This window comes from Streptomyces sp. NPDC048612, from assembly GCF_043199295.1.
Lineage (GTDB): Bacteria > Actinomycetota > Actinomycetes > Streptomycetales > Streptomycetaceae > Streptomyces.
Genome location: NZ_JBICVV010000004.1, coordinates 286,892 through 312,761, shown reverse-complemented (window position 1 = coordinate 312,761; position 25,870 = coordinate 286,892). Strand labels below are relative to the sequence as shown.

The 25,870-nt window shown below is 73.6% G+C and carries 22 protein-coding genes and 1 pseudogene; 10 read left to right on the top strand and 13 right to left on the bottom strand.

Annotated features, from left to right (window positions below):
• Positions 1-6 precede the first annotated feature (6 nt).
• Positions 7-570 (bottom strand): annotated as a pseudogene (locus ACGFN2_RS10070) (sigma-70 family RNA polymerase sigma factor); the annotation flags it as partial.
• A 477-nt stretch (positions 571-1,047) separates the two neighbouring features.
• Here ACGFN2_RS10070 and ACGFN2_RS10065 point away from each other — a divergent pair.
• Positions 1,048-1,422 (top strand): STAS domain-containing protein, encoded by a 375-nt coding sequence (locus ACGFN2_RS10065; protein WP_262041265.1) that lies wholly within the window; start codon positions 1,048-1,050, stop codon positions 1,420-1,422.
• Positions 1,423-1,503: 81 nt separating this feature from the next.
• Here ACGFN2_RS10065 and ACGFN2_RS10060 read toward each other — a convergent pair whose 3' ends face one another.
• The 3 genes from ACGFN2_RS10060 to ACGFN2_RS10050 all read right to left on the bottom strand — a co-directional run bounded on the left by ACGFN2_RS10060 (position 1,504) and on the right by ACGFN2_RS10050 (position 4,124).
• On the bottom strand, positions 1,504-2,655 hold the full coding sequence (locus tag ACGFN2_RS10060) for a sensor histidine kinase (protein WP_393359042.1): 1,152 nt from the start codon (positions 2,653-2,655) through the stop codon (positions 1,504-1,506).
• A 158-nt stretch (positions 2,656-2,813) separates the two neighbouring features.
• Entirely contained in the window at positions 2,814-3,476 is a 663-nt protein-coding gene (locus ACGFN2_RS10055; RefSeq protein ID WP_362607885.1) for a response regulator transcription factor, read from the bottom strand.
• Positions 3,477-3,824: 348 nt separating this feature from the next.
• Entirely contained in the window at positions 3,825-4,124 is a 300-nt protein-coding gene (locus ACGFN2_RS10050; RefSeq protein ID WP_393358975.1) for a hypothetical protein, read from the bottom strand.
• Positions 4,125-4,238: 114 nt separating this feature from the next.
• On the opposite strand from ACGFN2_RS10050, the gene ACGFN2_RS10045 reads away from it, so the two are divergent.
• Positions 4,239-5,486 carry a helix-turn-helix domain-containing protein gene (locus ACGFN2_RS10045; protein ID WP_362607889.1) on the top strand — a complete coding sequence of 416 codons (1,248 nt, stop codon included), beginning with the start codon at positions 4,239-4,241 and terminating at the stop codon, positions 5,484-5,486.
• Between the two features lie 124 nt (positions 5,487-5,610).
• Positions 5,611-6,177, top strand: a complete 567-nt coding sequence (locus ACGFN2_RS10040; RefSeq protein ID WP_393358972.1) for a GNAT family N-acetyltransferase — start codon at positions 5,611-5,613, stop codon at positions 6,175-6,177.
• 52 nt (positions 6,178-6,229) lie between these two features.
• Here ACGFN2_RS10040 and ACGFN2_RS10035 read toward each other — a convergent pair whose 3' ends face one another.
• Both ACGFN2_RS10035 and ACGFN2_RS10030 read right to left on the bottom strand, forming a co-directional pair.
• On the bottom strand, positions 6,230-7,252 hold the full coding sequence (locus tag ACGFN2_RS10035) for a hypothetical protein (protein WP_393358970.1): 1,023 nt from the start codon (positions 7,250-7,252) through the stop codon (positions 6,230-6,232).
• A gap of 90 nt (positions 7,253-7,342) precedes the next feature.
• Positions 7,343-7,582 (bottom strand): hypothetical protein, encoded by a 240-nt coding sequence (locus tag ACGFN2_RS10030; RefSeq protein WP_393358968.1) that lies wholly within the window; start codon positions 7,580-7,582, stop codon positions 7,343-7,345.
• 128 nt (positions 7,583-7,710) lie between these two features.
• On the opposite strand from ACGFN2_RS10030, the gene ACGFN2_RS10025 reads away from it, so the two are divergent.
• The 3 genes from ACGFN2_RS10025 to ACGFN2_RS10015 all read left to right on the top strand — a co-directional run bounded on the left by ACGFN2_RS10025 (position 7,711) and on the right by ACGFN2_RS10015 (position 13,405).
• Entirely contained in the window at positions 7,711-9,684 is a 1,974-nt protein-coding gene (locus tag ACGFN2_RS10025; protein ID WP_393358966.1) for a serine/threonine-protein kinase, read from the top strand.
• Between the two features lie 130 nt (positions 9,685-9,814).
• Complete coding sequence (locus ACGFN2_RS10020) at positions 9,815-11,515, top strand: succinic semialdehyde dehydrogenase (protein ID WP_393358964.1); 1,701 nt, start codon at positions 9,815-9,817, stop codon at positions 11,513-11,515.
• A gap of 18 nt (positions 11,516-11,533) precedes the next feature.
• Positions 11,534-13,405, top strand: a complete 1,872-nt coding sequence (locus ACGFN2_RS10015) for a GMC oxidoreductase (protein ID WP_393358962.1) — start codon at positions 11,534-11,536, stop codon at positions 13,403-13,405.
• A 70-nt stretch (positions 13,406-13,475) separates the two neighbouring features.
• On the opposite strand, the gene ACGFN2_RS10010 is transcribed toward ACGFN2_RS10015, so the two are convergent.
• Together ACGFN2_RS10010 and ACGFN2_RS10005 are read right to left on the bottom strand one after the other, a co-directional pair.
• On the bottom strand, positions 13,476-14,591 hold the full coding sequence (locus tag ACGFN2_RS10010) for an LAETG motif-containing sortase-dependent surface protein (protein WP_393358960.1): 1,116 nt from the start codon (positions 14,589-14,591) through the stop codon (positions 13,476-13,478).
• Between the two features lie 890 nt (positions 14,592-15,481).
• Entirely contained in the window at positions 15,482-15,775 is a 294-nt protein-coding gene (locus tag ACGFN2_RS10005) for a chorismate mutase (protein WP_362607902.1), read from the bottom strand.
• A gap of 250 nt (positions 15,776-16,025) precedes the next feature.
• Here ACGFN2_RS10005 and guaA point away from each other — a divergent pair, with 250 nt between their 5' ends.
• Positions 16,026-17,612 carry a glutamine-hydrolyzing GMP synthase gene (gene guaA, locus ACGFN2_RS10000; protein ID WP_362607903.1) on the top strand — a complete coding sequence of 529 codons (1,587 nt, stop codon included), beginning with the start codon at positions 16,026-16,028 and terminating at the stop codon, positions 17,610-17,612.
• A gap of 105 nt (positions 17,613-17,717) precedes the next feature.
• Here guaA and ACGFN2_RS09995 read toward each other — a convergent pair whose 3' ends face one another.
• On the bottom strand, positions 17,718-18,218 hold the full coding sequence (locus ACGFN2_RS09995) for an SRPBCC family protein (RefSeq protein WP_393358957.1): 501 nt from the start codon (positions 18,216-18,218) through the stop codon (positions 17,718-17,720).
• A gap of 146 nt (positions 18,219-18,364) precedes the next feature.
• On the opposite strand from ACGFN2_RS09995, the gene ACGFN2_RS09990 reads away from it, so the two are divergent.
• The gene (locus ACGFN2_RS09990) at positions 18,365-19,150 is read left to right on the top strand and encodes a class II aldolase/adducin family protein (RefSeq protein WP_393358955.1); all 786 of its coding nucleotides are present in this window, start codon (positions 18,365-18,367) and stop codon (positions 19,148-19,150) included.
• A gap of 70 nt (positions 19,151-19,220) precedes the next feature.
• Here ACGFN2_RS09990 and ACGFN2_RS09985 read toward each other — a convergent pair whose 3' ends face one another.
• Entirely contained in the window at positions 19,221-19,979 is a 759-nt protein-coding gene (locus tag ACGFN2_RS09985; protein ID WP_362607907.1) for a hypothetical protein, read from the bottom strand.
• Between the two features lie 1,018 nt (positions 19,980-20,997).
• Here ACGFN2_RS09985 and ACGFN2_RS09980 point away from each other — a divergent pair.
• Positions 20,998-22,296 (top strand): hypothetical protein, encoded by a 1,299-nt coding sequence (locus ACGFN2_RS09980; RefSeq protein WP_362607909.1) that lies wholly within the window; start codon positions 20,998-21,000, stop codon positions 22,294-22,296.
• A 202-nt stretch (positions 22,297-22,498) separates the two neighbouring features.
• Positions 22,499-23,044: a TQO small subunit DoxD gene (locus ACGFN2_RS09975; protein ID WP_362607910.1), complete on the top strand. Its 546-nt coding sequence runs from the start codon at positions 22,499-22,501 to the stop codon at positions 23,042-23,044.
• Positions 23,045-23,142: 98 nt separating this feature from the next.
• Here ACGFN2_RS09975 and cpt read toward each other — a convergent pair whose 3' ends face one another.
• The 3 genes from cpt to ACGFN2_RS09960 form a co-directional block, all read right to left on the bottom strand.
• Positions 23,143-23,676 (bottom strand): chloramphenicol phosphotransferase CPT, encoded by a 534-nt coding sequence (gene cpt / locus ACGFN2_RS09970; protein ID WP_393358952.1) that lies wholly within the window; start codon positions 23,674-23,676, stop codon positions 23,143-23,145.
• A 193-nt stretch (positions 23,677-23,869) separates the two neighbouring features.
• Positions 23,870-24,100: a hypothetical protein gene (locus ACGFN2_RS09965; RefSeq protein WP_393358950.1), complete on the bottom strand. Its 231-nt coding sequence runs from the start codon at positions 24,098-24,100 to the stop codon at positions 23,870-23,872.
• The gene (locus ACGFN2_RS09960) at positions 24,100-25,593 is read right to left on the bottom strand and encodes a PspC domain-containing protein (protein ID WP_393358948.1); all 1,494 of its coding nucleotides are present in this window, start codon (positions 25,591-25,593) and stop codon (positions 24,100-24,102) included. The genes ACGFN2_RS09965 and ACGFN2_RS09960 overlap by 1 nt, the downstream gene beginning before the upstream one ends.
• Positions 25,594-25,870 lie beyond the last annotated feature (277 nt).

Here is a 25,870-nt window from a genome sequence, read left to right as displayed (position 1 = left end):
GGCGCGGTGGCCGGGCGGCAGGGCGTGGTGGTGATGGGCGGTGGAGAGCAATTGGAGGCCCAGCCGGAGGCGGCGCCGGGCCTCGTCCTCCGTGACGCCGAGGTCGGCGGCGGTCTGGCGGTAGTCGCGGCGCTGGAAGTACGCCAGCTCCAGTGCGGCCCTCAGGGGCGCTGGCATGGACGTGACGATGTAGTCGGCGCGGGCCGCCGTGGAGGCCTCGCGGATCTTCTCCTCTATCTCGGCGGGCGCCGGGGCACCGTCCCCGCAGTCGCGCGCCGAGGCCGCCTCGGTCTGGCGCAGCCGCTGGACCGCCTGATGGCGGGTGACCCCGGCGATCCAGGAGCGCAGCGGGCCCTGCTTGGGGTCGTAGGAGTCCGGGTGCTCCCAGATGTAGCCGAACACCTCGCGGGTCAGCCGGTCGGCGGCGTCCTCGTCGTCCAGGACACGGTGGGCGAGGCTGTGCACGAGCGAGGCGAAGCGGTCGTAGAGCTCGCCCAGCGCGGCCGCCTCGCCGTGGGCGAGCCGCTGTTGCATCCGCCTGTCCCAGCGCGGTGGCGCGTCGTGTCCCATCGGAACCCCATCCCTGCCCGTCGCCTCCGGGCTCACTCCTCAGCCGTCAACAGCCGTTACTCCGGCACACGCACCCACGTCCGGGGCTGTGTGCGCGATCACAGCACCCACCGTCCCCTCGAATGTAATGCGCGGGTCTGACAACGCACGCTCCTTTGCGGCAAACCGAGCCCCGACGGGGGCGGGGGTGGTAGAGGCCCGCCGGGTGACCGGACTCACTTTGTGGCGATACTGCCCGATCAGAGCCGATCGATGCCGATCGTTCGTGTGCGCATACGGTGAGGTGTTATCCGTGTGTGACCGGATGTCGGCGAAAAGCAGCAGCCCCTGGGGCATAGCCTTAGGCGGACTGCCTGTTGCGCCAAGGATTCGGAAGAGTTTCGGGGGAGAGAGGCCGGGCAGTCGAGGCGGGGAAGGATGAGTTCCGGATACTGCCGGGCCCATCCGGTCCGAAAGCGAGCGAAAGGCTTCGAGCGCGTGTCGTTGAAGGTGGCAGAGGACGAACAGGGCCCATGGGCCGTACTCCAGGTGTCCGGGGAGATGGACCTGGTCACGTCGCCCGCGGTGCGCCAGCATGTGCACGACGCGGTGGCCGACGGCCGGAGATCACTGGTGCTCGACCTCTCCGAGGTGCGGTTCTGTGACTCCAGTGGGGTCGGCGTGCTGATCGCCGCCCGCCGCCTGATGCGCTCCTGTCAGGGGCGGCTGCGGCTGATCCTCCCCGCGCAGGGTGCCGTGGACGGCTCGCACGTCAACCGTGTGCTGGCCGCGCTGGGTGTCCGCCGGCTCTTCGAGGTCTACCCGGACCTGCGCACCGCCGTCGACGAGGCCGCTGCCCCGCTCTCCGCCTGAACGTCCGCCGCGGTCCCGCTCACCGCCCGAACGTCCCCGGGGCGCCCCCTCCCGGCCCCCGTACGCCCGCCTCCGGCTGATTCACCCCGCTCCGTACGGAAACTCCGCCCGTACGACGAAGCCGCCGTCGGAGGTGTGCCGCGCCTCCAGCGTCCCGCCGAGGCTCTGAGCGCGCTCGCGCAGCCCCACCAGCCCGTGCCCGCCGCCGGGAAGCGCGGGAACCGCCGCCGTCGCGTCCGGCGGCCCGTTACGAATCTCCACCCGCAACCCGTGCGCCGCACGGCTCTCCACGGCCCGCGTGGTGCCCCGCCCGGTCCTCTCACCCCGCCCGGCCCTCTCGCCGCCTCCGGCCCCTTCGCCGCGTTGCCCGTCCACCGGGTCGACCCGTACCCGGACCTGTGCCCCCGGTGCGTGCTTACGGATGTTGGTGAGCGCCTCCTGCACCGTACGGAAGGCCGCCCGCTCCACCGTCTTCGTGCCGCTCGCGCCGGCCGCCACCCCGCCCTCGTACGTCACGTCCAGCGCGCTCATCTCGATCAGCCGCGGCAGCTCCTCCAGGTCCGGCTGCGGGGCCAGCCTGTGCGCCGCGTCCGCCTCGCCGCCGTCCGCCCGCAACACACCCACCATGTGCCGCAGTTCCTCCAGCGTCCGTACGGACAGCTCCCGGATCGTCCTGGCACCCGCGCGCGCCGCCGGGTCCTCCGCGCCGACCTGCATCGCCCCCGCCTGCAGGCTGATCAGGCTGACCTGATGGGCCACCACGTCATGCATCTCACGGGCCAGCCGGGCGCGTTCGGTGGTCTTGACCCGGTCCGTGAGCAGCCGGTGCTCCCGGCGGCGGCTGCGGGTCAGATCCTCTATACGGGAGGCGAGTTCCCGGCGGGTGCGCATCAGCAGGCCCAGGGCGATCGGCGCGGCCGAGGTCACACTGGCGTCGATCAGCACCTGGGTGTTCTCGCGGTAGACGGTGAGCTCGAAGTCGGTGATCGGATACGGGAAGAAGTGCGCCGCGATCAGCAGCGCCGCGCAGGTACCCAGCCGCCCCCGGCCGGGCCGCTGGAGTGCCAGGGTGTAGAGCCCGATCATCGGCGCGAACCAGATGTAGCCGATGTAGAGCCCCGGCAGCGTGACGAGGAAGACCAGCAGGGGGAACCGCCGGCGCAGCACCAGGGCGGCCGCCGCCAGCATCGAGACGCCGACCTCCAGGTCGAGTTCGAGGCCGTTGACCAGCATCGAGTCGGCGATCGCCAGCAGCACCGGGACCACCAGCGGGACGAGGGCGCGCAGCCGCCGCCCCAGCGCGCCGCGCGTCAGCGCCCGCCCCTTCGCCTCCCCGTGGGACACCGCGCGCCCGGCGCGCGCCCGCAGACGGCTGCGGTCGCCCCGGGCCCTCACCACGCCCCCCGGGGGTCGCCCGCCACCAGGCCGGCACGGTCGGCGACGATGGCCGCCTGTATGCGGTTGATGCCGCCCAATTTGCCCAGCAGGGCGCGCACATGGTCCTTGACCGTACTGGGGGCGAGCCCCATCCGGTCGGCTATCTGGGCGTTGCCCAGGCCCTCGCCGAGGAGGGCGAGCACCTCCGACTCCCGTGGCGTCAGTCCGCTCACCGCCCGCGCCGCCGACGTCTGGTCCTCGGCGGTCAGATAGCCCCCGATCACCGCGCGGGTGACGCCCGGATCGAGCACGCTCCCGCCGTCCGCCAGCGTCCGTACGGCCCGCACGAGCTGCTCCGGGTCGGAGTCCTTGAGCAGGAACCCGGCCGCGCCCTCGCGCAGTGCCGCCGTCAGGTACTCCTGGGCGTCGAAGGTGGTCAGCATCGCCACCGCGGGCGGCTCCGGGGCGGCGCGCAGCCGGCGCAGTACGGTCAGCCCGTCCACGTCCGGCATCCGGATGTCCAGCAGCACCACGTCCGCCGCACAGTCCAGCACGGTCCGCACGGCCTCGGCGCCACCGCAGTCCGCGACCATCTCGATGTCCGGGACCGTCCCCAGGATCATCCGCAGTCCCGATCTGACCAGCCGCTCGTCGTCCACCACAGCGACACGGATCACCGGCCGCCCCTTTCTCCTTCGCACCACCCGAGCCCGCGGAACCGCCCGGCGCTGCGCGATTCCGTTCCCCTGCCACCCGGGACCGCCCTGCGACGGACCCGCACCCCCGCCGAGCGGCGGGGGTGAGCCCGCGACCTCTGGAGGATGCCGTGGGGAGGTCCCCACAGGCAGAGTGGTTCACATGCTGCACCACTGAACAGGCCCCGAGCCCAGGACGCGTTGCAGTTCACATCGGCGGCCGCCGCGACCCCCACACGCGGCGGCCGTCTGTGGCGTGCGGGGGCGGTTCGGAGGGGGATCTCCCCCGCACCGCTCACGCGCGACCTTTCACCCCCTCAAAAGCGCTGGTCAGGCGCCCTTTCCCGGCCCCGCAGGCCGCTCCCCGCGACACTCCGCGACCCGCACCGCGTCCCGTAACGCCGCACTGAGCTGAACCGACAAAAACCGCAACTGCCGCGCACTCACCGCCGGATCACCGATCAGCTCCCGCGCATGCTCCAGCAGCCCGACCGCCATCCCGAGCTGCAACTCCTCCACGTCCTCGGCGTACCGGGCGACATAGCCGCCCTCCCGGTCGGTGAGCAGATAGCAGGGTTTGTCGTCGGGGGTGGTCCAGGGGAGGAGGCGGGGGGTGGGTGGGGTGTCCATCGAGGATGACCTCCGGTGGGTACGTCGTCGTGGCTGTCTGTCGTGCACGACCCTTGCGCCGAACGTCGTGTGAACCCATCCCAACTGGCTATAGGGCCGCCCTATATTGGAGGCATGGGTGACTTTGCCACGGATCTCTGGTCCCACCCCCGCCTCATGGCGGCCCTGTCCGGCGGGGATTGGGGTGCCGTCTTCCGTACGTACCGGCGGCTCACCGGTGTCAGTCAGAGAAAGCTGGGGGAGCTGGTCGGGCTGGTGCAGCCGGATGTCTCCGAGATCGAGCGGGGGCGCCGCCGGGTCACGTCCGTGGAGGTGCGGCAACGGATCGTCGCGGGGCTCGGTATCCCTGGGGAGCGGCTTCCGGACGCGGCCGGTTCGGAGGCGTTGCCGGTGCCGGGGCTGGCGTTCTCGGGTTCCGTGCCCGATGAGGACCTGCTGACACGGGTCACCAACACGGTGGAGGGGGCGCACCGGGTCGACGGCGCCACGCTGGACTGGCTGGACCGGTTGCTGGCCGAACACCGCAGGGCCGAGGACTTCATCGGGTCCCGCCCGCTCGTCGAGGTGATGCACCAGCAGCTCCGCACGGTGGTGAACCTCTACGCGGGCGCGCGTGGGCCCTTGGCGGAGCGCGTGGTCCGGCTCGCTGCCGAACACGCCCAGTTCCTTGCGTGGATGGCGCAGGACCAGGGGCAGTCGGCCGCCGCCCTGGCCTGGTACGACCGATCCCACGAGTGGGCCCTGGAGGCCGGGGACGCCGGCATGGCGGCCACGACGCTCAGCATGAAGGCGCATATGGCCTGGTCCGGAGGCCGCGGGCGGCGGTGCGTACGGCTCGCGGAGGCTGCCCGCTGGTCGGCGCCGGATACGTCACTGGGAGTGCAGGGCATGGCCGCGCAGATGGAGGCGCGCGGCCATGCGCTCAGCCACGCCCCGGACGACGCCCGTCGGCTGCTGGACGAGGCCCAGGACCTCATCGGCCGTGCCGCCGAGCGGCCCGAGGACGAACCGCCGTGGATGTACTTCTACGACGAGACCTGGTTCACGCTCCAGCGGGGCATGGCCGCCATGCACCTCGGTGACTGGCGGGGGGCCACGCAGCACATCGCCTCGGGGCTCGGCGCGCTGCCGGCCGACTACCGCCGGGACGGGGCTTGGTACCGCGCCTGTCTGGCCCACGCCCACGCGGCAGCAGGCGAGGCCGAACAGGCCCTGGCCGCAGCTGTGGCGAGCGCCCCCGACGCGTCGGAGATCGGGCGCCCCCATGCGTGGAACGAGCTGCACACCACGGCGGCCGTACTGCTGCGCAGAGGCGCCTCGGAGGGGCGTCGGCTCGCGGAGGTCCTCAGGACCCACGACTGACCGCAGCGGCGCGCCATGGCGACCCGACCCGATTCCCCGGCCGGCAACCGTGCGGCCGGCGGAACCGGACAAGCGGGCCGTTCGTTTCTCCGGTGACCGAGTGGCCCGAGGATGCGGAGTACAGGTGAGCCTCGAACGACGGATCGTGTACCGGGAAGCGCGGCCCGAGGACCGGGATCAGATCGACGCGCTCGACGACTCGTTCACCACGGACACGGTCTACGAGGTCGTCGCGGGGGACGAGGGGTTCGCGCTGCGGTCGGTCTTCGTCGATCCGCCGCTGGTCAAGGTCTTCCCCGACGACGAGGACGACGAAGGCGACGAGGGCGACGAGACGGATGAGGGGGTGCACGTGGAAGTCGCCGTCGACGGCGGGGCGGTGTGCGGTGTCGTTGCCGTCGGGGTCGAGGAGTGGCACCACCGTCTGGTCATCCACCGGATAGCGGTGGCGTCCACGCACCGGGGGCAGGGTGTCGGCGCGGCGCTGATGGAGCGGGCCTGCGCGTACGGGAGCCGGCTCGGGGCACGGACGGCCTGGCTGGAGACCACGAGTGTGAACGTCCCGGCTGTCCGCGCCTACCGGCGGATGGGGTTCGCCCTCTGTGGTCTCGACACCACCCTCTACCGGGGTACGCCGAGCGAGGGTGAGACCGCGCTGTTCATGAGCAAGGAACTCGGGGCCGGCGGCTGAACCTCCCGGTGGCCGGGTGCCCCGCGGGGGTGCACAGGGACGCGGGCGCTGCCTACAGCCACCCCTCGCGCCCCACCACGGCCGGCCGGACCCCCTCCGGGCGGGGGTCGCCGTACGGGCGGGTGCCGCGGCCGGTGGCCAGGACGACGACCGAGGTCATGGCGGCGAGGCCGTAGGCCGTGGTGGCCATGGACAGGGCGCCCTCGGTGGTTTCGAAGGAGCGGTTGAAGAAGTCGGAGACGGTCAGCCACACCACCGTGCGGACGGTCATGTAGAGCTCCAGTGCCGCGAACACCAGGAGGGCGCCACGGATGTCCCGGCGTCCCCGGAGGGCCAGCACGCCGAGGATCAGCAGGGCGAGGACGGAGCCGACGGTGGTGAACTCGGCGGACGCCGCGAGGTCGAGGGCGCCGAGGACCGAGCCGTCGACCACGCCCCGCAGATAGCGGCCCGCGTCCACGCCGGTGGCCGTCAGGTCGCGGACCGCCCAGCCGAGTTCGGCGACGGCCATGACGAGGAAGAGCACGCCGCAGATCCGGGACAGGCGGCGCCACTGGGCGTCCTGGCCGGGCACTTCGGGTGCGGGACGGCCGCCGCCGGTCCGGTGCTCGGTGGCCGGGAACATCGAGCAGAGCACGACCAGCGCCACCACCACGCCCAGACCGCGGGTGGCGAGCGCCCAGCTGCCCAGCGGGTCGTTGCTGTACTGGTGGCGGTAGGCGGCGTGGAGCAGGCCCACGCCCTCCCGCAGGGAGAGCGCGAGCAGCACGAAACCGGACAGCAGCGCCGCGGAGCGCGCCACCCGCCGCTGGGCCAGCGTGAGCGCGGCGATCACCAGGAACACGGCGGTGAAGGCCCACTCGTACGGGCCGAGGATCTGGGTCGTGGGGGAGGCGCCCGGGTTGAACAGGCCCTCGACGAAGTCCCAGGTGCTGCTGTCCCCTTGGGTGATGCCGAAGACCGTCCAGGCGCCCAGCACACCGGCGTACAGCGCCAGGCACAGCCCGGTCGCGAGGTAGGCGCCGCTGTGTTCCGGAGCGGCCCGGCGCGGGTCGGGCCCCGGACGGACATCCACCGTTCCACCGTCCTGCCTCACCATGACCGACCCCCGATCCGCTTCCCGTGGCCGCCGTACCGGTCGTTCCCGTACAACAGCCTCACTGTGTCAAGGACGGCGGGAGAGCCGGTGGAGGTTCCACCCCGTGTCGTCCCGCTCACGCGCCGGTGAGCAGCGGTGCTGCCCGCCGGTGGCTGCGAGGAGGCCCCGGCGGCCCTGGCGGGTGGTGGCCCGTGGCCCGTTGCGGGTCTCCCGGTCGCGCGCCCGGTGCAGCTCCGGCGCCGCCGTCAGCTGTTCGCTGCGGTTCAGTATGACGGGGCCGCCCGTAACCATCTGGCCCCGGAACATGGGTTCTTGGGCATGGTGGCGGGTCTCGCGGACGTCCTCGCGCGGCTCCGGGAGGGGGCGCGGGTGACCATGGCCGGTCCGTGGGCGCCACCCCTGCCGTGCGGGGCGCCGTACGGCAAGATGGGGCCATGGGGATCTTCGGGGGCGAGGGCCGGATGATCGGTGGCCGGTACCGCCTGGGAATACGGCTGGGCCGCGGTGGGATGGGAACGGTCTGGCGGGCCACCGACGAGGTGCTGGGCCGTCAAGTCGCCGTGAAAGAACTGCACTTGGACGAGGGAACGGCCGAGGCCGAGGCGCGGGTGCAGCGGGAGCGGGCGATGCGCGAGGCGCGGACCGTCGCCGGGATCAAGCACCCGAACGTGATCGTCGTGCATGACGTGGTCGAGCAGGACGGCCGGCCGTGGATCGTGATGGAGCTGGTGGAGGGCGCGTCGCTGGCCGACCGGCTGCAGAGCGGCGGCCCGGTCGCGCCCCGGGAGGCGGCCCGGATCGGTGTCGCGCTGCTGGGCGCGCTGCGGGCCGCGCACACCCGCGGGGTGCTGCACCGCGACATCAAGCCCGCCAACGTCCTGATGGAGTCCGGCACCGGCCGCGTCGTGCTCACCGACTTCGGCATCGCCCAGGTGCCCGGCGTCACGACGCTGACCGACGCCGGCGGCTTCGTCGGCTCGCCCGAGTACACCGCCCCGGAGCGGATGTCCGGGCACGGCACCGGTCCCGAGGCCGATCTCTGGTCGCTCGGGGTGCTGCTGTGCGCCGCGCTGAGCGGTGCCTCGCCGTTCCGCCGCGACTCGCTGGGCGGCGTGCTGCACGCGGTGGTCTACGACGAGATCGAACTCCCGGAATCCGCCCGCCCGTTGCACGCCGTCGTGGGCGGGTTGCTGGAGCGCGAGCCGGAGCGCCGGCTGGGCGTGGCCGAGACGGAGCGGCTGCTGCGCGGCTATCTGCGGTCGGGCCGCGCCCCGGAGCGCGAGCCGGGCGGGCAACCGGCGCACGGGTCCGGCCGGGGCTCCGGCGGCCCCGCCGGTCCCGGTGGCCCCGGCGACTCCGGCGGCGGCTTCGGGGCCACGGGCCTCGCGGCGGAGGCCGAGGCCGTGGCGGGCGGGGGCGCGCCTTTCTCCGGGGGCCCCGGCACCCCGCGCCACCCCGGGCCCGACGTCCACGCCCCCCTGTACGACGCCCCCGGCGGCGGCCTGCCCGGTGACCACCCGTCCGGCGACCATCCGCCCGGTGAGCACCCGCCCAGCGAGGACCTCCCGGCCGCGGGCACGCCGCCCCCCGGCCCGGCCGCGTCCGGCCCTCCCCCTGCCGGCGGCGGCGCACGGCCCGGCGGCCGGGCGGGCGGCCGCGCTCCGGGCCAGCCGATCCGGGACGCCCTCGACGGCCGGGCGCTGGCCGCGGCCGCCCGCCCGCACACCGGCCGCGCCCGCACCGCCCTGCTGGTCGCGCTCGCCGCGGTGGTGATCGGCGGCGCGGGCGCGGGCCTCGCCGTGCTGCTGATGCACACGGACGGGACCGACGGCGGCACCGGCACCGGCGGCCGCCCCAGCCGGTCCCAGCAGGCCTCGGACGGCGGGCCGCCACAGAGCGGCGGCTCCGGTACGGCGCGCCCCACCGTCACCGCGCCGCCGGCCTCCGGGGGCGGCGGCCGGGTCCCGGCCGGATACCGCCTCGTCCGCGACCCGGCCGGCTTCTCGCTCGCCGTCCCCGAGGGCTTCACCCGCTCCTACGAGAACGACCGCGTCTACTACTACTCCCAGGGCAAGCGGTTCCGGATCGGCGTCCAGCTGCAGCGGCGGGTGCCGGAGGGCCCGTTGGGCGCGATGCGCGCCGCGGACGCCAAGGGCCCCGCCGACTACCGCGGTTACCGTCAGGGGAAGGTCACCGAGACCACCCACAACGGGCTCCAGGCCGGTCTGTGGGAGTTCGTCTGGAACGGCAGCACCCAGGACGGCGGCCCGCGGTACACCTACGACCTCAGCTGGGACGAGGGCGGCCGGATGATCGATCTGTGGATCTCCTCCCCGCTCGCCTCGCGCACGGAGGCCAAGCGCCACCTCGACACCGCGCTCGACGCGTTCCGGCTGTCCGGGGCGTGAGCGCGGGCGTCCCTTTCGTCCCAGACCAGCACCCTTGCGGCCAGTGAACACTGGCGCGATGGCGGATGCCGCGGGAAAACTCATTACTGCCGGGTACACAAAGCGCCGGGGGAGGAATACGCTCGCCCGCATGACGGACTCGCAGGACACCGGAACAGCTGCCACCGCCGCGGAGGCCCCCGCCGAGGCTGCCGCGGAAGCGCCCGCGGCCCCCGTGGCCGCCGCGCCCGCCGAGACCCCCGACGGAGGCAACCCGGTCGCACCGGCCCCCGCGGGCGCCCGTACCGCCGCGGAGGTGGTCACCCCGGAGATCGCCGCCCGGCTGGGCCGCGGTGTGGTGAGCGGGGGAGGCCGTACCGCCAACCACACCCCCTTCACCGGCGAGAAGCTGGCCGACCTGCCCGAGTCCACCCCCGAGGACGTCGCCACCGCCTTCGAGCGCGCCCGCGCCGCACAGGAGCGCTGGGCGAAGGTCCCCGTCAAGCAGCGTGCCGCGGTCCTGCTCCGCTTCCACGACCTGGTGCTGCGCCGCCAGGCCGAGATCCTCGACCTGATCCAGCTGGAGACCGGCAAGGCGCGGCTGCACGCCCACGAGGAGCTGCAGGCGGTCGCCGTCACCGCCCGCCACTACGGCCGCAAGGCCCACGCCTACCTCAGGCCCAAGGCCCGCACCGGCGTCGTACCGACCCTCACCAAGGTCACCGAACTCCGCCAGCCCCGGGGCGTCGTGGGGCAGATCGCCCCCTGGAACTACCCCTTCGAACTCTCCGTCGGCGACGCCCTGCCGGCCTTCGTCGCGGGCAACGCCGTCGTCATGAAGCCCGACACGGAGACCGCGCTCACCGCCCTGTGGGCCCGCGAGCAGCTCATCGAGGCCGGGCTGCCGGAGGACGTCTGGCAGGTCGTGATCGGCGAGGGCCCGGTCGTCGGCCCCGCCGTCGTCGCGCACGCCGACTACGTCTCCTTCACCGGCTCGACCCGTACGGGCCGCGAGGTCGCCCAGGGCGCCGCCGCCCGGCTGGTCGGTGTCTCCCTCGAACTCGGCGGCAAGAACGCCATGTTGGTGCTCCACGACGCCGACGTGGAGAAGGCCGCCGCCGGTGCCGTCCGCGGCTGCTTCGCCTCCGCCGGCCAGCTGTGCATCTCCATCGAGCGGCTCTACGTCCACGAGTCCGTCGCCGACGACTTCCTCCAGCGCTTCGCCGCCCGGACGAAGGCGATGCGGCTCGGCAGCTCCCTCGCCTACGGCGCCGACATGGGCTCCCTGGTCGGTGAGCGCCAGTTGGAGACCGTCACCCGCCATGTCGACGAGGCCGTCGCCAAGGGCGCCACGCTGGTCGCCGGCGGGCGGCCCCGCCCCGACATCGGCCCGCTGTTCTACGAGCCGACCATCCTCGACGGCGTACAGGCCCCGATGGCGGTCTGCGACGAGGAGACCTTCGGCCCGGTCGTCTCGATCTACCGCTTCCGTGACGAGGACGAGGCGGTGGCGCTCGCCAACGCCACCCCGTACGGGCTGAATTCCAGCGTCTGGACCAAGGACGGCCGCCGCGGCCGCGCGGTCGCCGCCCGGATGCGCACGGGCACGGTCAACGTCAACGAGTCCTACGCCGCCGGGTACGCCAGCGTGCAGGCGCCGATGGGCGGCATGGGCGACTCGGGCCTGGGCCGCCGCCACGGCTCCGAGGGCATCCTCAAGTACACCGAGGCACAGACCGTCGCCCACCAGCGCCTGATGCCGCTGGCCCCGTCCTTCGGCATGACCGACGAGAAGTACGCCCAGTTCATGAGCCGCAGCCTGCGCGCGATGAAGGCGTTCCGGCTCCGCTAACCACCGCAGGGAGAGCCAGTGCCCCAGGAGAACTCTGCCCGGAATCAGGACGGCAACGGCGACCGGGAGGCCCCGGAAGCCCCCGACGCCCCCGACGCCTCCGATGCCGCCGACGACGGCTACGACTACGACGTGCTCGTCGTCGGCTCCGGCTTCGGCGGCTCGGTCTCCGCCCTGCGGCTGACCGAGAAGGGCTACCGCGTCGGCGTCCTCGAAGCCGGCCGCCGCTTCACCCGGCAGACCCTGCCGAAGAACTCCTGGGACCTCCGCAACTACCTGTGGGCCCCGGCGCTCGGCTGCTACGGCATCCAGCGGGTGCATCTGCTCGGCAACGTCATGGTGCTGGCCGGTGCGGGCGTCGGCGGCGGCTCGCTCAACTACGCCAACACCCTCTACGTCCCCCCGAAACCGTTCTTCGAGGACCCGCAGTGGGGCGCCATCACCGACTGGCAGGACGAGCTGGCCCCGTACTACGACCAGGCCAAACGGATGCTGGGGGTGCGCCTCAACCCGACGATGACGCCCTCCGACGTCCACCTCAAGGAGGCCGCCGACAAGATGGGCGTCGGCGACACCTTCCACCTCGCGCCGGTCGGCGTCTTCTTCGGGGACGGCGAGGACGCGCACGGCACCTCGAAGGCGGCACCGGGCACCGAGGTCCCCGACCCCTACTTCGGCGGCCAGGGCCCGGCCCGCAAGGCCTGCACCGAGTGCGGCGAGTGCATGACCGGATGCCGGCACGGCGCCAAGAACACCCTCAACGAGAACTACCTCCACCTCGCCGAGCGCGCCGGGGCCGTCATCCACCCGATGACCTCGGTCGTCACCGTCACCGAGGACTCGCGCGGCGGATTCGCCGTCGCCACCCTCCCCACCGACAACAGGCGCCGGGGCCGGGGCCGCACCTTCACCGCCCGCCGGGTGGTCCTCGCCGCGGGCACGTACGGCACCCAGACCCTGCTGCACAGGATGAAGGACAGCGGACTGCTGCCCGGCATCTCCGGCAAACTCGGCGAGCTGACCCGGACCAACTCCGAGGCGCTGGTGGGCGCGCAGACCGACAGCCGCCGCTACCGCAAACGGCACGGCACCAAGGCCGACTTCACCCGCGGTGTCGCGATCACCTCGTCCGTCCACCCCGACGCCGACACCCATATCGAGCCGGTCAGGTACGGCAAGCGCTCGAACGCGATGGGCGCGATGTCCATCCTCCAGGTGCCCGTCGAGGGCCGCGGCTCGCGCGCCACCCGCTGGGCCGCGAACTGTCTGCGGCATCCGCTGCTGCTCCTCCGCTCGCTCTCCAACCGCCGCTGGTCGGAGCGCACCATCATCGGCCTGGTGATGCAGTCGCTGGACAACTCCCTGACGACGTACCGCAAACCGGACGGCATCGGGAAGGGCCTGCTCACCGCCCGTCAGGGCCACGGTGCCCCGAACCCCGGGCAGATCCCGGAGGCGACCCGGGCGGCCACCCTGCTGGCCCAGGAGATCAACGGCTTCGCCGGCAGCAACGTCGGCGAACTGATGGGGACCCCGCTCACCGCGCACTTCCTGGGCGGCTGCCCGATCGGCGCGGACGCCGAGCACGGCGTCATCGACCCGTACCACCGCCTCCACGGCCACCCGGGCCTCTCGGTCGTCGACGGCGCCGCGGTCTCCGCCAACCTGGGCGTCAACCCGTCCCTGACCATCACCGCGCAGGCCGAACGCGCGATGTCGCTGTGGCCCAACAAGGGCGAGGCGGACCCGCGCCCCGCCCCGGGACGGCCCTACCAGCGGCTGGCCCCGGTGGAGCCGGTCCGCCCCGCCGTCCCCAAGGAGGCGTTCGGCGCGCTGAACCTGCCCTTCCTGGCCGTCCCGCCGGTCCCGCCGAAGAAGTCGCCGACGTAGTACGTGCCTTGAGCGGTACGACGGAGGGCCGCACCCGACGCGGATGCGGCCCTCCGCTGCGCGCCCGTGGTTACGCGGCGGCGCCGTCCGTCCTACGGCGGCGGACGGCGAAGACCGCGCCCGCGCCCACGGCCATCGCGATCCCGCCCGCGACGCCGATGAGCGGCAGCGCCGAGGAGGCCCCGGTCTCGGCCAGGTTGCCGGTCACCGGCAGTTCGGCCACACCGCCCTTCGGCTTCCCGGCGCCGACCGGCTTCCCGCCGCCCTGCGTACGGGGCTTGTTGCCGGGCCTGCCGGGCTCGGCCGGCGGGATCTCGCCCGGGTGGCTGCCGGCGGACAGGATCGTGAAGTCGTACCACTGCTCCTCGGACCAGCCGCAGGAGCCGTCCTTGTTCCGGTAGTCGCCCGCCACCAGCGCGAAGCCGTCACCGGCCGTGGCGCCCCGGTCGGCGCGGATGCGCAGCTTCAGCTCGGCGGTCCGGTGCGCGTCGAGCCGGAACCAGCCGAAGTACTCCGCCTCGGTCCACTCGTCGAACGAGGTCCACCGGCCGGTGTCCGGGTGCTGGTACTCCAGGTCGAGCTGCGACTCGGGGTGCTCGACGTCGCCGGTCGGCACCGCGTAGAGGACCGGGTAGACCTCGTCCAGCGTCCGGTCCGTGGTGTTGGCCAGCCGCACGCTGAAGCCCTGCCAGCCGCCGCCCGCGACGAGCCGGGAGGGCAGACCGGCAACGGTCACCTTGATCGCGTCGTCGTCGACCGTGCACTCCTCCTCGTCCTCGCCCTCGTCCCCTTCCTCGCCCCCGCGGCCGCCCGCCTCGGTGGGGTCGGCCGAGGGGGTGGAACCGGGGGAGTCGCCGGGCTCGGTGGCGTCGGCATCCGGGGCGGTCGGGACGGCCGGGGTCTCCGGGGCCGACGGCCCGGTGCCGTCACCGCTCCCGGCCTCCTCACCGGACCCGGTGCCGTCGCCCGGGGCGGTGGTCCCCGTCGTCTCGTCACCGGAACCCGGGGTCCCGGGGCTCGCGGTCTCGCCGGACTGCTCCGGGCCGGGGGTGCCCGGTGTGGGCTCGGCGCTCGCGGTGGACTCGGCGCCGGGGCCGGTCGCATACGCGGCGGGGGCCGCCAGCAGGGCGGCGGGGGCTATGACGGCCGTCGCGGCGGCAGCCGTCAGGGCACGGCGAAGCTTCATCGAGAAGACCTCTCGGGTCCGAAGTGCCGGTTACCGGCACCAGTGGTGCGGGCCGTCGCGGTGGGGCGCGGTAGGGCCGTGCGATTGCAGGTACATGACCGGCCATGGCCAAAAATGGTTGTCCGCTCAACCAGAACCGCTGTCGTGATGCCAGTCACACCTGTCACAGCAGGCTCACAGGAATCCCAAAGGCGGCGCACAGCACCTGACGGAGAGTCGTCGCGCGCCGGGCGCACGCCGGGCACAGCGAAGGGCCCCGGACGCCGTCCGCGAGGGGGGTGCGGGCGGCCACGGGGCCCTTGGCTTTCGGTGCCGGCGTCAGGGCAGCGCCGGCACCGAGGGGCGGCGCCGGGGGGGGGGATGGCGCCGCTGGCTTTCGGGGTGGTGCGCGAGGGGGGTGAAGCCCGCGGCGGCCGGACCCATGGCACTGCAGGGGCCCCGCCGGACGCGGTGCGTCGTGTGTGAAGCATCGTCCTGGATGCGCCTCACCTGGCGCAACCGTTTCGACCGGATGCGGTCGGTCCCGGGCGTCCCCAGGACCGACCACCCCATCGGATGTGACCGGGCTGCTGTCCCCTGCTGACCGGCCACGGCACCGGAGTGAGGTCCCACGACGCGGGCCGCTGCTGGCGGCCGGCGTCTCATCGCTCCGGGTTTCCGCCCGTGAGGCGGCGTCTACGCGTAGTCCTGCAGGCCGCGCCTGGCTGGCGTGGCACCGGGAACAACGAAGCCTCGCGGCGGCCGGTCACGCGCCGTACGGGTGAGTCGGCAACCGAACTCAGATCCGGCAGCCGCGCCGGGGCGCACGCGTTCTGGCACGCGCCTGACCGGCGCGCAAAACCGACCGCGGACCAGCCAGAACCGGCCATGCCGCCGGTCTCGTGGCTGCCTCAGATCTGGCCCCGGGACAGCTCCAGCAGGGTCTTCGCCAGCGAGGTGCCCGGCTTGCCGAGCTGGTCGCGGTAGTGGGCGAGGATCTCCATCTCACGGGCGAGGTTCACCCGCCGTCCTCCGGAGGTGAGGCGCTCGTGCTGGATGACCGCCGAGACGGCCATCCGCTCCTGGACGAGGCCGATGATCCGGCCGTCGAGATCGTCGATCCGCTGCCGTGCGTCGGTGATGATTCCGGCGGCCTCGGGGGAGCGGGCGCCGGTGTCGGGGGCGGTGCTGGTCGAGGTGCTCATGTCCGTGTCTCCTGGGGTGGGTGGCCCCGGGGTCCGGGAAGGTCCCGGACAGACACAGGCGCCCCGGACCTTGTCGGCCCGGGGCGCCTGGGAAGTTGCTCGTCAGTGGATCAAGCAGCACGACCATGGCAGCCGGTTGGGCCGGTGCCATAGGTAAAGACGAAGGTCAGCTGCTTGTTCATGGGGCTCAGTATGAGCCCGTTAGAATCGAAAGTCCAACCCTGCTCCACACCGCCGGAAGGCCGCCGAAGTGCCATCAGCGCCCCCTGCCGCTGCCCCGGACGTCGTCCTCGTAGTCGACTTCGGCGCACAGTACGCCCAGCTCATCGCCCGACGGGTCCGCGAGGCCCGGGTCTACAGCGAGATCGTGCCGTCCACCATGCCGGTGGCCGAGATGCTCGCCAAGAACCCCAAGGCGATCATCCTCTCCGGCGGTCCCTCGTCGGTCTACGCCGAAGGCGCCCCCAGCCTCGACCGTTCGCTGTTCGAGGCCGGGGTCCCGGTCTTCGGCATGTGCTACGGCTTCCAGCTCATGGCCCTGAGCCTGGGCGGCACCGTCGACAACACCGGTGCCCGGGAGTACGGCCGTACCCCGCTGACCGTCTCCCGTCCCGGCTCCACCCTCTTCGAGGGCACCCCGGCCGAGCAGCCGGTGTGGATGTCGCACGGTGACGCCTGCTCCGCCGCCCCCGAGGGCTTCACGGTCACCGCGTCCACGGACGTGGTCCCGGTCGCCGCCTTCGAGAACGACGAGAAGAAGCTCTACGGCGTCCAGTACCACCCCGAGGTCATGCACTCCACGCACGGCCAGCAGGTGCTGGAGCACTTCCTCTACCGCGGCGCGGGCATCGAGCCCAGCTGGACCACCACCAGCGTGGTCGAGGAGCAGGTCGCCGCGATCCGCGCCCAGGTCGGCAGCAAGCGCGCGATCTGCGCGCTGTCCGGCGGCGTGGACTCCTCGGTGGCCGCCGCGATCGTGCAGAAGGCCATCGGCGACCAGCTGACCTGCGTCTACGTGGACCACGGCCTCCAGCGCAAGGGCGAGTCCGAGCAGGTCGAGAAGGACTTCGTGGCCGCCACCGGCGTCCAGCTGAAGGTCGTCGACGCCGAGGAGCGCTTCCTGACCGCGCTGGCCGGGGTGAGCGACCCCGAGCAGAAGCGGAAGATCATCGGCCGGGAGTTCATCCGGGTCTTCGAGCAGGCCCAGGCCGAGCTGGTCGCCGAGGCCGGCGCCGAGGGCGAGGAAGTCGCGTTCCTGGTCCAGGGCACGCTCTACCCGGACATCGTCGAGTCCGGCGGCGGCACGGGCACCGCCAACATCAAGTCGCACCACAACGTCGGCGGGCTCCCCGACGACATCGAGTTCCAGCTCGTCGAGCCGCTGCGCCAGCTGTTCAAGGACGAGGTCCGGATGGTCGGCACCGAGCTGGGCCTGCCGGACGCGATCGTCCAGCGCCAGCCGTTCCCCGGCCCCGGCCTGGGCATCCGCATCGTCGGTGAGGTCACCAAGGAGCGCCTGGACCTGCTGCGCGAGGCCGACGCCATCGCCCGCGAGGAGCTGACCGCGGCCGGTCTGGACCGCGAGATCTGGCAGTGCCCGGTGGTCCTGCTCGCCGACGTCCGCTCGGTCGGCGTCCAGGGCGACGGCCGCACCTACGGCCACCCGATCGTGCTGCGCCCGGTGTCCTCCGAGGATGCCATGACCGCGGACTGGACCCGGATGCCGTACGAGGTCCTGGCCCGGATCTCCACTCGCATCACCAACGAGGTCGCCGACGTCAACCGCGTCGTCCTCGACGTCACCAGCAAGCCGCCGGGCACCATCGAGTGGGAGTGATCCCGCCCGTGGGGCCGGGGGCGATCCCGCCGGTTTCCTGACCACGCCGCCGCTCGGCCCGCTGAGCGGCGGCGTTGTCGTCTGTGGGCGCCGGTGGCCGCGCCGTCAGGCCCGTACGGCCGAGGCCAGCCGCTCCAGCGTGGTGGCCATCGCCGGGCCCATCCGCCGCGGGAAGCCGGGGAGTTCGACGACGAGACGGGGGAGGCGGGCGCGCGACCAGTCGTAGGTGTGGGTGACCCGGGTGGTGGCCCCGCCGCCGGAGCCGTCCGCGCCGTCCGCGTCGTCCGTGCCGTCCACCGGCGTCAGCTCGTAGCGCCAGCGCTGTCCGCCGACCAGCCGCCGGCCGCGGAACTCGCCCCAGGTCTCCCAGGCGAGCAGCCGGTCCTTCTCGTACTCCACCACGACGTTCACCGACCGGTACGCGATGCCGCCCTGCGTCATCCCCATGCTGAACCGGTCGCCGGGCCCCAGCGGCGACGGCCCCTGCGGGCGGCCGCGCAGCATGCCCGAGCCGTCCAGCCCGGCGTGCCGGTCCGGGTCCCGGAGGACGGCGAAGATCTGCCCTGGTGTGGCGGCGATGTCCCTGCTGACCGATACGGCCCTCATGGTGTGTCCCCTCTGCTGCCGTTCTGGTGCCCACATCATCCAGGTGGCCCGAGGTGTGCCGGTCACGGCCCTGGTGACCTGCGGTAGTGGAAGGTAGCTTCCGCATCGAGCATCAAGAGCCGTACGTGCGCAGGAGGAGAGCCGCGATGCCCGAGCCGACGCCGATACCCACCGAGCAGCTGCACTTCGCGATGCCGCCGACGCACCCGACCGTCGAGGACGAGCGGCGCCACCGCAAGGAGCGCCTGGTCGCGGCGCTGCGGCTCTTCGGGCGCCAGGGATTCGAGGAAGGCGTCGCGGGCCATATCACCGTGCGCGACCCGGAGTTCCCGCACTGCTTCTGGGTCAACCCCTTCGGGATGTCCTTCCGGCACCTCACGCTCAGCGACCTGATCCTGGTCAACGCGGAGGGCAAGGTCGTCGAGGGCCGCTACCACGTCAACCAGGCGGCGTTCGCCATCCACGCGCAGGTCCACCGGGCCCGCCCCGACGTCGTCGCCGCCGCGCACAGCCACTCCGCCTACGGCCGGGCGCTGTCCGCACTGGGCGAGCTGCTGGAGCCGATCACCCAGGACGTCTGCGCGTTCTACGAGGACCACGCGCTCTACGACGACTACACGGGCGTGGTGGTGGACGAGGAGGAGGGACGGCGGATCGCGGCCGCCCTCGGGCCCCACAAGGCGGTGATCCTGCGCAACCACGGGCTGCTGACCGTGGGCGACTCGGTGGACGCGGCCGCGTGGTGGTTCCTCACGATGGAGCGCTCCTGCCAGGTCCAGCTGGCCGCGAAGGCCGCCGGCAAGCCAGTGCTGATCGACCACCACAACGCCGTCCACACCCGCGAACAGCTGGGCAACGACCTGGTCGCCTGGATCAACTACCAGCCGCTGTACCAGCAGATCGTGCGCAGCGAGCCGGACCTCTTCGACTAGGACGCGGCACGGGGGGACGGGAGGCGCGGTGCCCCGCGGGACGTGCGGCGGTCCCGCGGGGCACCCCGCCTCACGCGTGCGGGAACAGATCGAGGAACGGCGCGACCGTCGCCGAGATGCTGCGGCTGAAGGGCGCGTCGAAGTCCCAGACCAGGAACAGCAGGAAGGCGATCAGCGCGCTGAACAGCCCCGCCATCAGCAACTCCCGCCCCGAGCGCCGGATCTGCAGGGTGAACATGACGCCGATCGAGATGGCGCCACCAATGATCAGCCCGAACCACACCACCCCCGGGAGCGTCGAATCCGCCGCGCTCCCCCGGGCGTTGCGGGCCCCGTCGGCCACCGCGACCTGGTCGACGAGGGGCTGGTAGGACTGCCCCTCGAAGTCGTTGCGCGGACGGTAGTCGGAGACGTCCGCCCGGACCTTCGTCAGCAGCGCGGCGCCGCGCGGGGTCAGCTCCCCCCGCTCGGCCATCACCGGCCACTCCTTGTGCACGACGTGACTGACATAAGCGTCGACGTCCGTGCGGATACGGTCCCGTACCGGCGCGGGGTAGGCGCGGGCCCGCGCGCTGACCTCGTGCAGCGCCTGCGCCTCGGTCCGTACGGTGTCCTCGGCCGCGCTTCTGGCCTCCCACACCCCGGCGATGGCCAGCCCCAGCACGATCGCGTAGACCACCCCCACCATCATCGTCAGATACTCGATCACATCGGGTGTTTCGGACGGGTCGTCGTCCTCGGTGATCCGGCGCTCCTTGAGCACGGTGATGGTCAGGACGACGCCGCAGGCGGCGGCCATGGCGAGGGTCAGGACCAGCCATTGGGACATGGGGACCTCCTACGAGGAACGGCGCCCGGCGGAGCCGGACGAGGAGCTCGAACGGGGACGGAGGGCGGCGCCGGCCAGCACGGCCGGGGCGGTGAGCAGCAGGGTCGTGGTCACCATCGAGCGCCCGTCGCGCGGCCGGTGGGACGGGCGCGCGTAGCTGCGGGGCAGGACGGGCGGCGGTGACGCCGGGCGGCGGAGGGCGGGGGTGGGACGGGGCTTCGGCGCGGGCGGCGGGGCCGCGGGGCGGGCGCGGGGAGTCGGGGGCGGTGGTGGTGGCGGTGACGGGGGCGGCGTCGGCCGGGCTTTGGGGACCGGGGCCGGGGGCGGCGGCGGTGGGGGCGCGGGCCTGGGGGGACGGGGACGGGGTGCCGGCCGGTGGGCCGGCGGCGGCGGGGGCTTGGCCCGGGTGCAGGGGAAGTGCCAGCCGCGGGGCATGGGGAAGCCGGTCGGTACGTCCACGGGCGGCGCCGTCCCGGCGTAGGCGCAGTTGTCGCCCGTGGGCGCGCGGTGGTACCGGTCCTGGGCGGCGCCCGCCGGTGCGACGGCGCACAGCGCGGCGAGCCCGGTCAGCAGAAGGAGCGCGGCGGCGGCCCGCAATCCGGGGCGGGGGCGAGGCAGTCCGGAGCGGGGGCGCGGCGCTTCCCGCCCGCGCGCTCCGTCCCGTTCGTGCGGGCTGTCCGGCCGGCGCGGTGGTGTCGGTCCGTCCAGGTCATCGCGGCTGTGCGATCCGTGAGATCCATGTATGTGACGCACGGCGGAAGCTTGCGCAGCGCGCCGTCCGCTCAGCCGTCGCCGTGGCCCGGTTCGCCCGAATAGGGGAAGCGCCAGGGGTTCCGCGGGCCGGTTCCCCGGTCAGGTGTACGGGGCCGGGGCACCGCGCGGGCCCCGGGCGTCAACGCGGCGCTGTCCCCACCACCCGCCACCAACTGGACGTTTGAGATGCGCCCTCACGGGGTGCGGCACAATTCCCCTTCGGACAGGTCAAGTTGAAGATCATTGGTGGCGGGCGGTAGCGGACGTGTCGGTGGATGCGGCGGGCAGACGGGCCGGAACGGGCGAGCCGGGGGAGGAAACGGAGCGCGCCGACGGCGCGTGCCGGTGCGGACGGTGCCCGCACGGCGCCCGTGCGGGGCACCAGCAGGCGGTGGCCGCGTTCGTCGCGCTCCGCGAGGACTTCGCCGCCGGGCGCGGGGTGCCGGCCGGGCTCGCGCGGTCCGCGGGTGCGGCCCGGCAGTGGGTCTCCGACGAACTGACGCTGTCCGCACGGGAGGTCGCCCAGCGGCGCGGCGCCGGGAAGGCCGCCTGGCTGACGGCCCTACGGGGGCGCACCCTGCTCGCCGTCTGGGGCGCGGTGGTCGCCCTGCTGCTCGGGCAGGCGCTGACCGCGCTCGGCACGGGCTGGACGGCGGCTCGTACGGCGGGACTGCTCGCGGCCGTCGTACTGGCCCTGGCCCTGACCGCGGCGGCCTGGCGGCACCGGGCGCACGGCGGGGCGCTGGCGCCGCTGATCGGTGAGGACGGGCGGCTGTCCACCTCGCGGACGGTGGCGGCGGCCTGGGTGACCGCCGTCCTGTACACCGTCCTGACGGTGGCCGTACGCCAGCTGACGGCCGCGGCCCCCGGCGAGCGGCACGCACTGTTCCAGGGGCTGGCGCTCGAACGCTCCGCCGCCCTGCTGGTGGCGCTCGCCGCCGGGTGCGCGGTGGCGGTGGCGGCGCACGCGCTCGTCGCCTCCCGGGTGCGGGCCGGGCGGCTGCAGAAGGTTCCCGCCGACCGGCCGCGGGCCGCCGATCTGCTGACGGACGACGCCGGGCGGGGCAGCCTCCTCGATGTGCAGTACGTCCTGGTGCACACGGCCGTGCTGGGGTGCGCGCTGGCGCGGCTGGCCGGGCGGCCGGACCAGGCGCCGCAGCTGCCCTGGGGGCTGGTGGTGCTCCTGGCGCTCTCCGGGGCGACGTACCTGGCGGGGAAGGCGATCAGCGGCGGCCCTCCGGTGATCCTCTCCGTCGTCCGCTCACGTGAACTGGGCGATCTCGCCGCGCCGGTCCGTACCGGCGACGACATCGAGATCCGCGGTGCCGGCTTCGTCCCGCCGGGCGCCGCGACCCCCGACCGGCTCGCCCGGACCGTCGTCCGCATCGGCGACGTCCATGTCCCCGTCCCGCTGGTCCCGGTGGCCGGCGGCTTCGCCAATCCGACGGACGGGGTGCTGACGGTCCCGGTGCCGGTCGATGTCGAGCCCGGCCGGGTGGAGGTCCGGGTGGTCACGGCGGCGGGCGTGGAGACGGACGGTTATCCGATCGACGTTCTGGACTGAGCGGCGGGCGGTAGGTACTGGCGGGCGGCGGCGGGCCCTGCGCGGGCGCCGGCGTCGCCTTCGCGTGAGGATTCTGTGTGCCATGGCTGCCCGAAGTGCGTCGGTCCGTTGAACCTCTCGCCCGCGCGCGTACGTATCTCCCCAGGAGGCGCGGGCGCGGGCACAATCGACTGCGCCCGGTGGCAACGGAGAGGCGGACGTCATGGTGCACGCGAATCGTACGATCGGTGCCGAGCTGGGAGGGGCGGGCGTCGAGAGCGCCGGCGCCGGGCTGCGGGGACAGCTGGCGCGCCATGCGCTGCTGCCGCTGCGGCTCTTCCTGGGGGCCACCTTCCTCTACGCGGGCATCGACAAGCTGACGGACTCGGGGTTCCTGGCGATCGCCGGCACGGGATCGCTCGGCGCGTTGCTGCGCCAGGTCCATGACACGGCGGCGCTGCCCCAGCTGGTGGAACTCGCACAGAAGAGTCCGGTGGGCTTCGGCTATGCCATCGCGGCCGGGGAACTGGCCGTGGGCCTCGCGACCTTGGTGGGTCTGCTGGGGCGGCTGGCGGCGCTCGGCGGTGCGCTGATCTCGCTGACGCTGTGGCTCACCGTGAGCTGGGCGACCACGCCCTACTACTACGGCAACGACCTCGCCTACCTGATCGCCTGGCTCCCGCTGCTGCTGGCCGGAACGCCGAGGTTCTCCCTGGACGCCGCCCTGGCGAACCGCCGCAAGCGGCATGGGGCGCAGTTGTTCGGCTAGGGCTGTGACCTCCACGGACGGCGCTGCACGGCGCTGCACGGCGCTGCGCTGCGCCGCGCCGTACGGCTCGCGGGGGCGGGTGAGCCGAGGGGCTGCGGTCAGCTGATGTGGGCGGCGATGGCGCGTGCGCACGCCAGGGACGCGGTCCGCGTCGTGTCCACCTCCAGGTCATAGAAGACCCCCTGGTGAACCAACTCGGCCTGTGCCGTGGCCATCCCCGGGACGCGGTCTCCTCGTGCGATCTCACGGCCCGCGGCGACCGTGGCCTCACACCGGACGCCGACCCACAGTACGGTCAGGCCGCCCAGAGCCTTCTGCCACCGCTGCTGGGACGCCGCCCCGCCGAGGAAGACGTCATCGATGATGACCTTGGCGCCCGCACGGGCCATCGCCGCGATCCCCTCCCGCCAGGCCGCCTCCAGCGCCGTGAACTCCGGCCCGACGCGTACCGCACCGTCCGACGCGCACACCATCCCCTCGTCCGAAGCCCGCAACTTCGCGGGCAGGGTGTCGACGAACGAGTCGCACCCGAACGCCAGCCACGGACCGGGAAGTACGGCCTGCAGACACCGCACGATGCCGGACTTCCCCGAGCTGGAACCACCGTTGAGAAGGATCATCTGAGTCGTCACCGCGCCACGGTAGAGCGCTTGCCCTTCGGGGCGGTACGCATATTCGCCGGAGCGTCCGGCGGGCGGAGCGCAGGTCGACGGGCTGACCGGGGAGGTGGGCGAGGCGGACGGTCGGGTGGGGCTGTTCGTGCCTGGGCGGGCCGGGGCGTGCGGGGACGCCGGCGGCTGGTGTCAGGGGGGCAGGCATCAGGGTTCAGGGGCCCGTCGGCGACGAGCTGGCCGGGTGGTGCGGGTGGTGTCGGCGGCGGGATCTGGTCCAGACGGCTGAGGTGATGCCGGCGAGGAGTAGCCCGGCGGGGAGGGTGAGGAACAGCCAGGGGCCGGGGGCCTGCCGGAGGCCGAGGGCGTCCAGGCCGTAGACCGTACCGAGGGTGAGGGCGGTGAGGCCCACGAGCAGGCGGGCCGGTGCGAAGGGATGGCGCATCACCGGGGGGCTCCCTGGAGGATCGGTGCGGTCGGCGGGGTGGGTGCCGGGAGGGCGGTGGCCGACCTGCGGACGGCCGCGGGGGTGGAGCCCGGTGCGGCGCGCAGGACGGCGACCTGTCCGGTGCCGAGGTTGAGCGTCAGCTCCACCGAGCCGTGCGGCTTCTCGCCCTTCTTGAGGCCGTCGGCGGCGAGGTCGACCGTCCGGTGCCCGCCCGCCACGAGGTCCACGTCGTGCGGTGATTCGCCGGGCAGCTGGACGTCGCCGACGCCGAGCGAGATATGGAGACGGGCGGAGACACCGTGCGGCAGCGTCACTTGAAGGCGGCCGGCCCCCACGTCCACACCGGCGCGGACCCTGGTGCCCGCCTTGAACGGCAGGCCGGTGAGGTCCAACCGCCCCTCTCCCGTGCCGAGCTCATAGTGCGGCCGGACGGCGGCGGCCGTGGCCGGGAACCAGGTCTCCTTCTGCCACTGGGTGGTGAGGTTGTCGGGCAGCGTCGCCGCGCCCGCCAGCAGCAGGGACGTCAGCACCACCATGAAGACCGTGCCGCCGCCCGTGCGTCCGCACCAGGCGCTGAGCACCAGCCCGAGGCCGAAGACGAGCAGCGCGCAGGCCAGGCCCGCCTGGAGGGCCGGCGTCAGCCCGTCATGGCGGAGGACGGCACTGGTGGTGCCGCCGCCGGCGAGCAGCGCGAGCAGGAACGTCCAGCCGCCGATCGGGCGCCCGCCGCGGCGGCTCCGGCCCGCGCCGCGGGCGGGCGGTGTGCCGTCCGGCGGCGGTACGGGGCGGCCGGTGGGGTGGTCCGCGTCGGACCAGGCGTCGTACCCGTGCGCGGAGGGGGCCGCGGCGGTGCCGTGCTCGGCCTGGTAGCTGAGGTCGAAGGGGAGCGGGGTGGTGTCGGGCCCCCACAGATAGCCCGGCCCGGCAGCCTCCCCGGAGCGCTGGGCACGCCACCAGGAGGGGCCGGTGGGCACCGGGGGCGCCTTGGTCTCGGGCGGGGCGTCGGCGACCGCCTGCGCGGTGGCGGTGTCCATCGCTGCCGGGCCCCTGGCCTCCACCAGCCGGCGCCGCCGCGACCAGTAGGCCGAACCGGCCACCGCCAGCGTCAGCATGAGGGCGAACGACATCATGCTGCCCTTGGCGAGGGTCGTCAGGAACAGACCGCAGCCGACCAGCGCGAAGAGCAGGGCCGTCAGCGCGGCGCCCTCGACCCGGCCGGAGAGCAGCCGGCGGCCCTCGTTCTCCTCCTCGCCCTCAAGGGGGATGAGCAGCCAGGCGAAGCCGTAGGCGATGAGGCCGAGGCCGCCGACGGAGAGCACCGCGAGCGCGACCCGGAAGATCACCGGGTCGAGGTCCCACTGCCGGCCCAGCCCGCCGCAGACCCCGCCGATCACCTTGTGCCGCCGGCTGCGGCGCAGCGGCCGCGGCGACGGGGCGGAGCCGGCGGGGTCGGAGGGCGCCGACTCCTCGGCGTGCGCTGCATCGTTCATGGAGCCATGGTGACAAGGGCGACCGCGCCGCGGCATCCGTGGAAACCCTGGTCTGTCCCTGAGTTCCGCCGACGGCAGCCCCGAGATCCCCCAGGGGGCTCCCGAAATCCCTCGCGCGTTCGCATATGCCCCCGCGTCGGTGCCCGGCCGGAGGACGCGCGACGGCCGGGCGGTGGCCGGACGGCTGCCCGGCCGTATCGGCGACTATCGTTGAGCCTTGAATACGTACGGGTTTCCGGAGGGGCGTGCGGTGACGGAGGCGGCGGCGGTGGACGAG

Excerpts from the sequence above, each read along its gene's own strand:
- ACGFN2_RS10060 (WP_393359042.1), bottom strand. The coding sequence starts at position 2,655 with ATGCTGGTCAACGGCCTCGAACTCGACCTGGAGGTCGGCGTCTCGATG.
- ACGFN2_RS10050 (WP_393358975.1), bottom strand. The coding sequence starts at position 4,124 with ATGGACACCCCACCCACCCCCCGCCTCCTCCCCTGGACCACCCCCGAC.
- ACGFN2_RS10045 (WP_362607889.1), top strand. The coding sequence starts at position 4,239 with ATGGGTGACTTTGCCACGGATCTCTGGTCCCACCCCCGCCTCATGGCG.
- ACGFN2_RS10030 (WP_393358968.1), bottom strand. The coding sequence starts at position 7,582 with ATGTTCCGGGGCCAGATGGTTACGGGCGGCCCCGTCATACTGAACCGC.
- ACGFN2_RS10025 (WP_393358966.1), top strand. The coding sequence starts at position 7,711 with ATGGGGATCTTCGGGGGCGAGGGCCGGATGATCGGTGGCCGGTACCGC.
- ACGFN2_RS10020 (WP_393358964.1), top strand. The coding sequence starts at position 9,815 with ATGACGGACTCGCAGGACACCGGAACAGCTGCCACCGCCGCGGAGGCC.
- ACGFN2_RS10010 (WP_393358960.1), bottom strand. The coding sequence starts at position 14,591 with ATGAAGCTTCGCCGTGCCCTGACGGCTGCCGCCGCGACGGCCGTCATA.
- ACGFN2_RS10005 (WP_362607902.1), bottom strand. The coding sequence starts at position 15,775 with ATGAGCACCTCGACCAGCACCGCCCCCGACACCGGCGCCCGCTCCCCC.
- ACGFN2_RS09995 (WP_393358957.1), bottom strand. The coding sequence starts at position 18,218 with ATGAGGGCCGTATCGGTCAGCAGGGACATCGCCGCCACACCAGGGCAG.
- ACGFN2_RS09990 (WP_393358955.1), top strand. The coding sequence starts at position 18,365 with ATGCCCGAGCCGACGCCGATACCCACCGAGCAGCTGCACTTCGCGATG.
- ACGFN2_RS09985 (WP_362607907.1), bottom strand. The coding sequence starts at position 19,979 with ATGTCCCAATGGCTGGTCCTGACCCTCGCCATGGCCGCCGCCTGCGGC.
- ACGFN2_RS09975 (WP_362607910.1), top strand. The coding sequence starts at position 22,499 with ATGGTGCACGCGAATCGTACGATCGGTGCCGAGCTGGGAGGGGCGGGC.
- ACGFN2_RS09965 (WP_393358950.1), bottom strand. The coding sequence starts at position 24,100 with ATGCGCCATCCCTTCGCACCGGCCCGCCTGCTCGTGGGCCTCACCGCC.
- ACGFN2_RS09960 (WP_393358948.1), bottom strand. The coding sequence starts at position 25,593 with ATGAACGATGCAGCGCACGCCGAGGAGTCGGCGCCCTCCGACCCCGCC.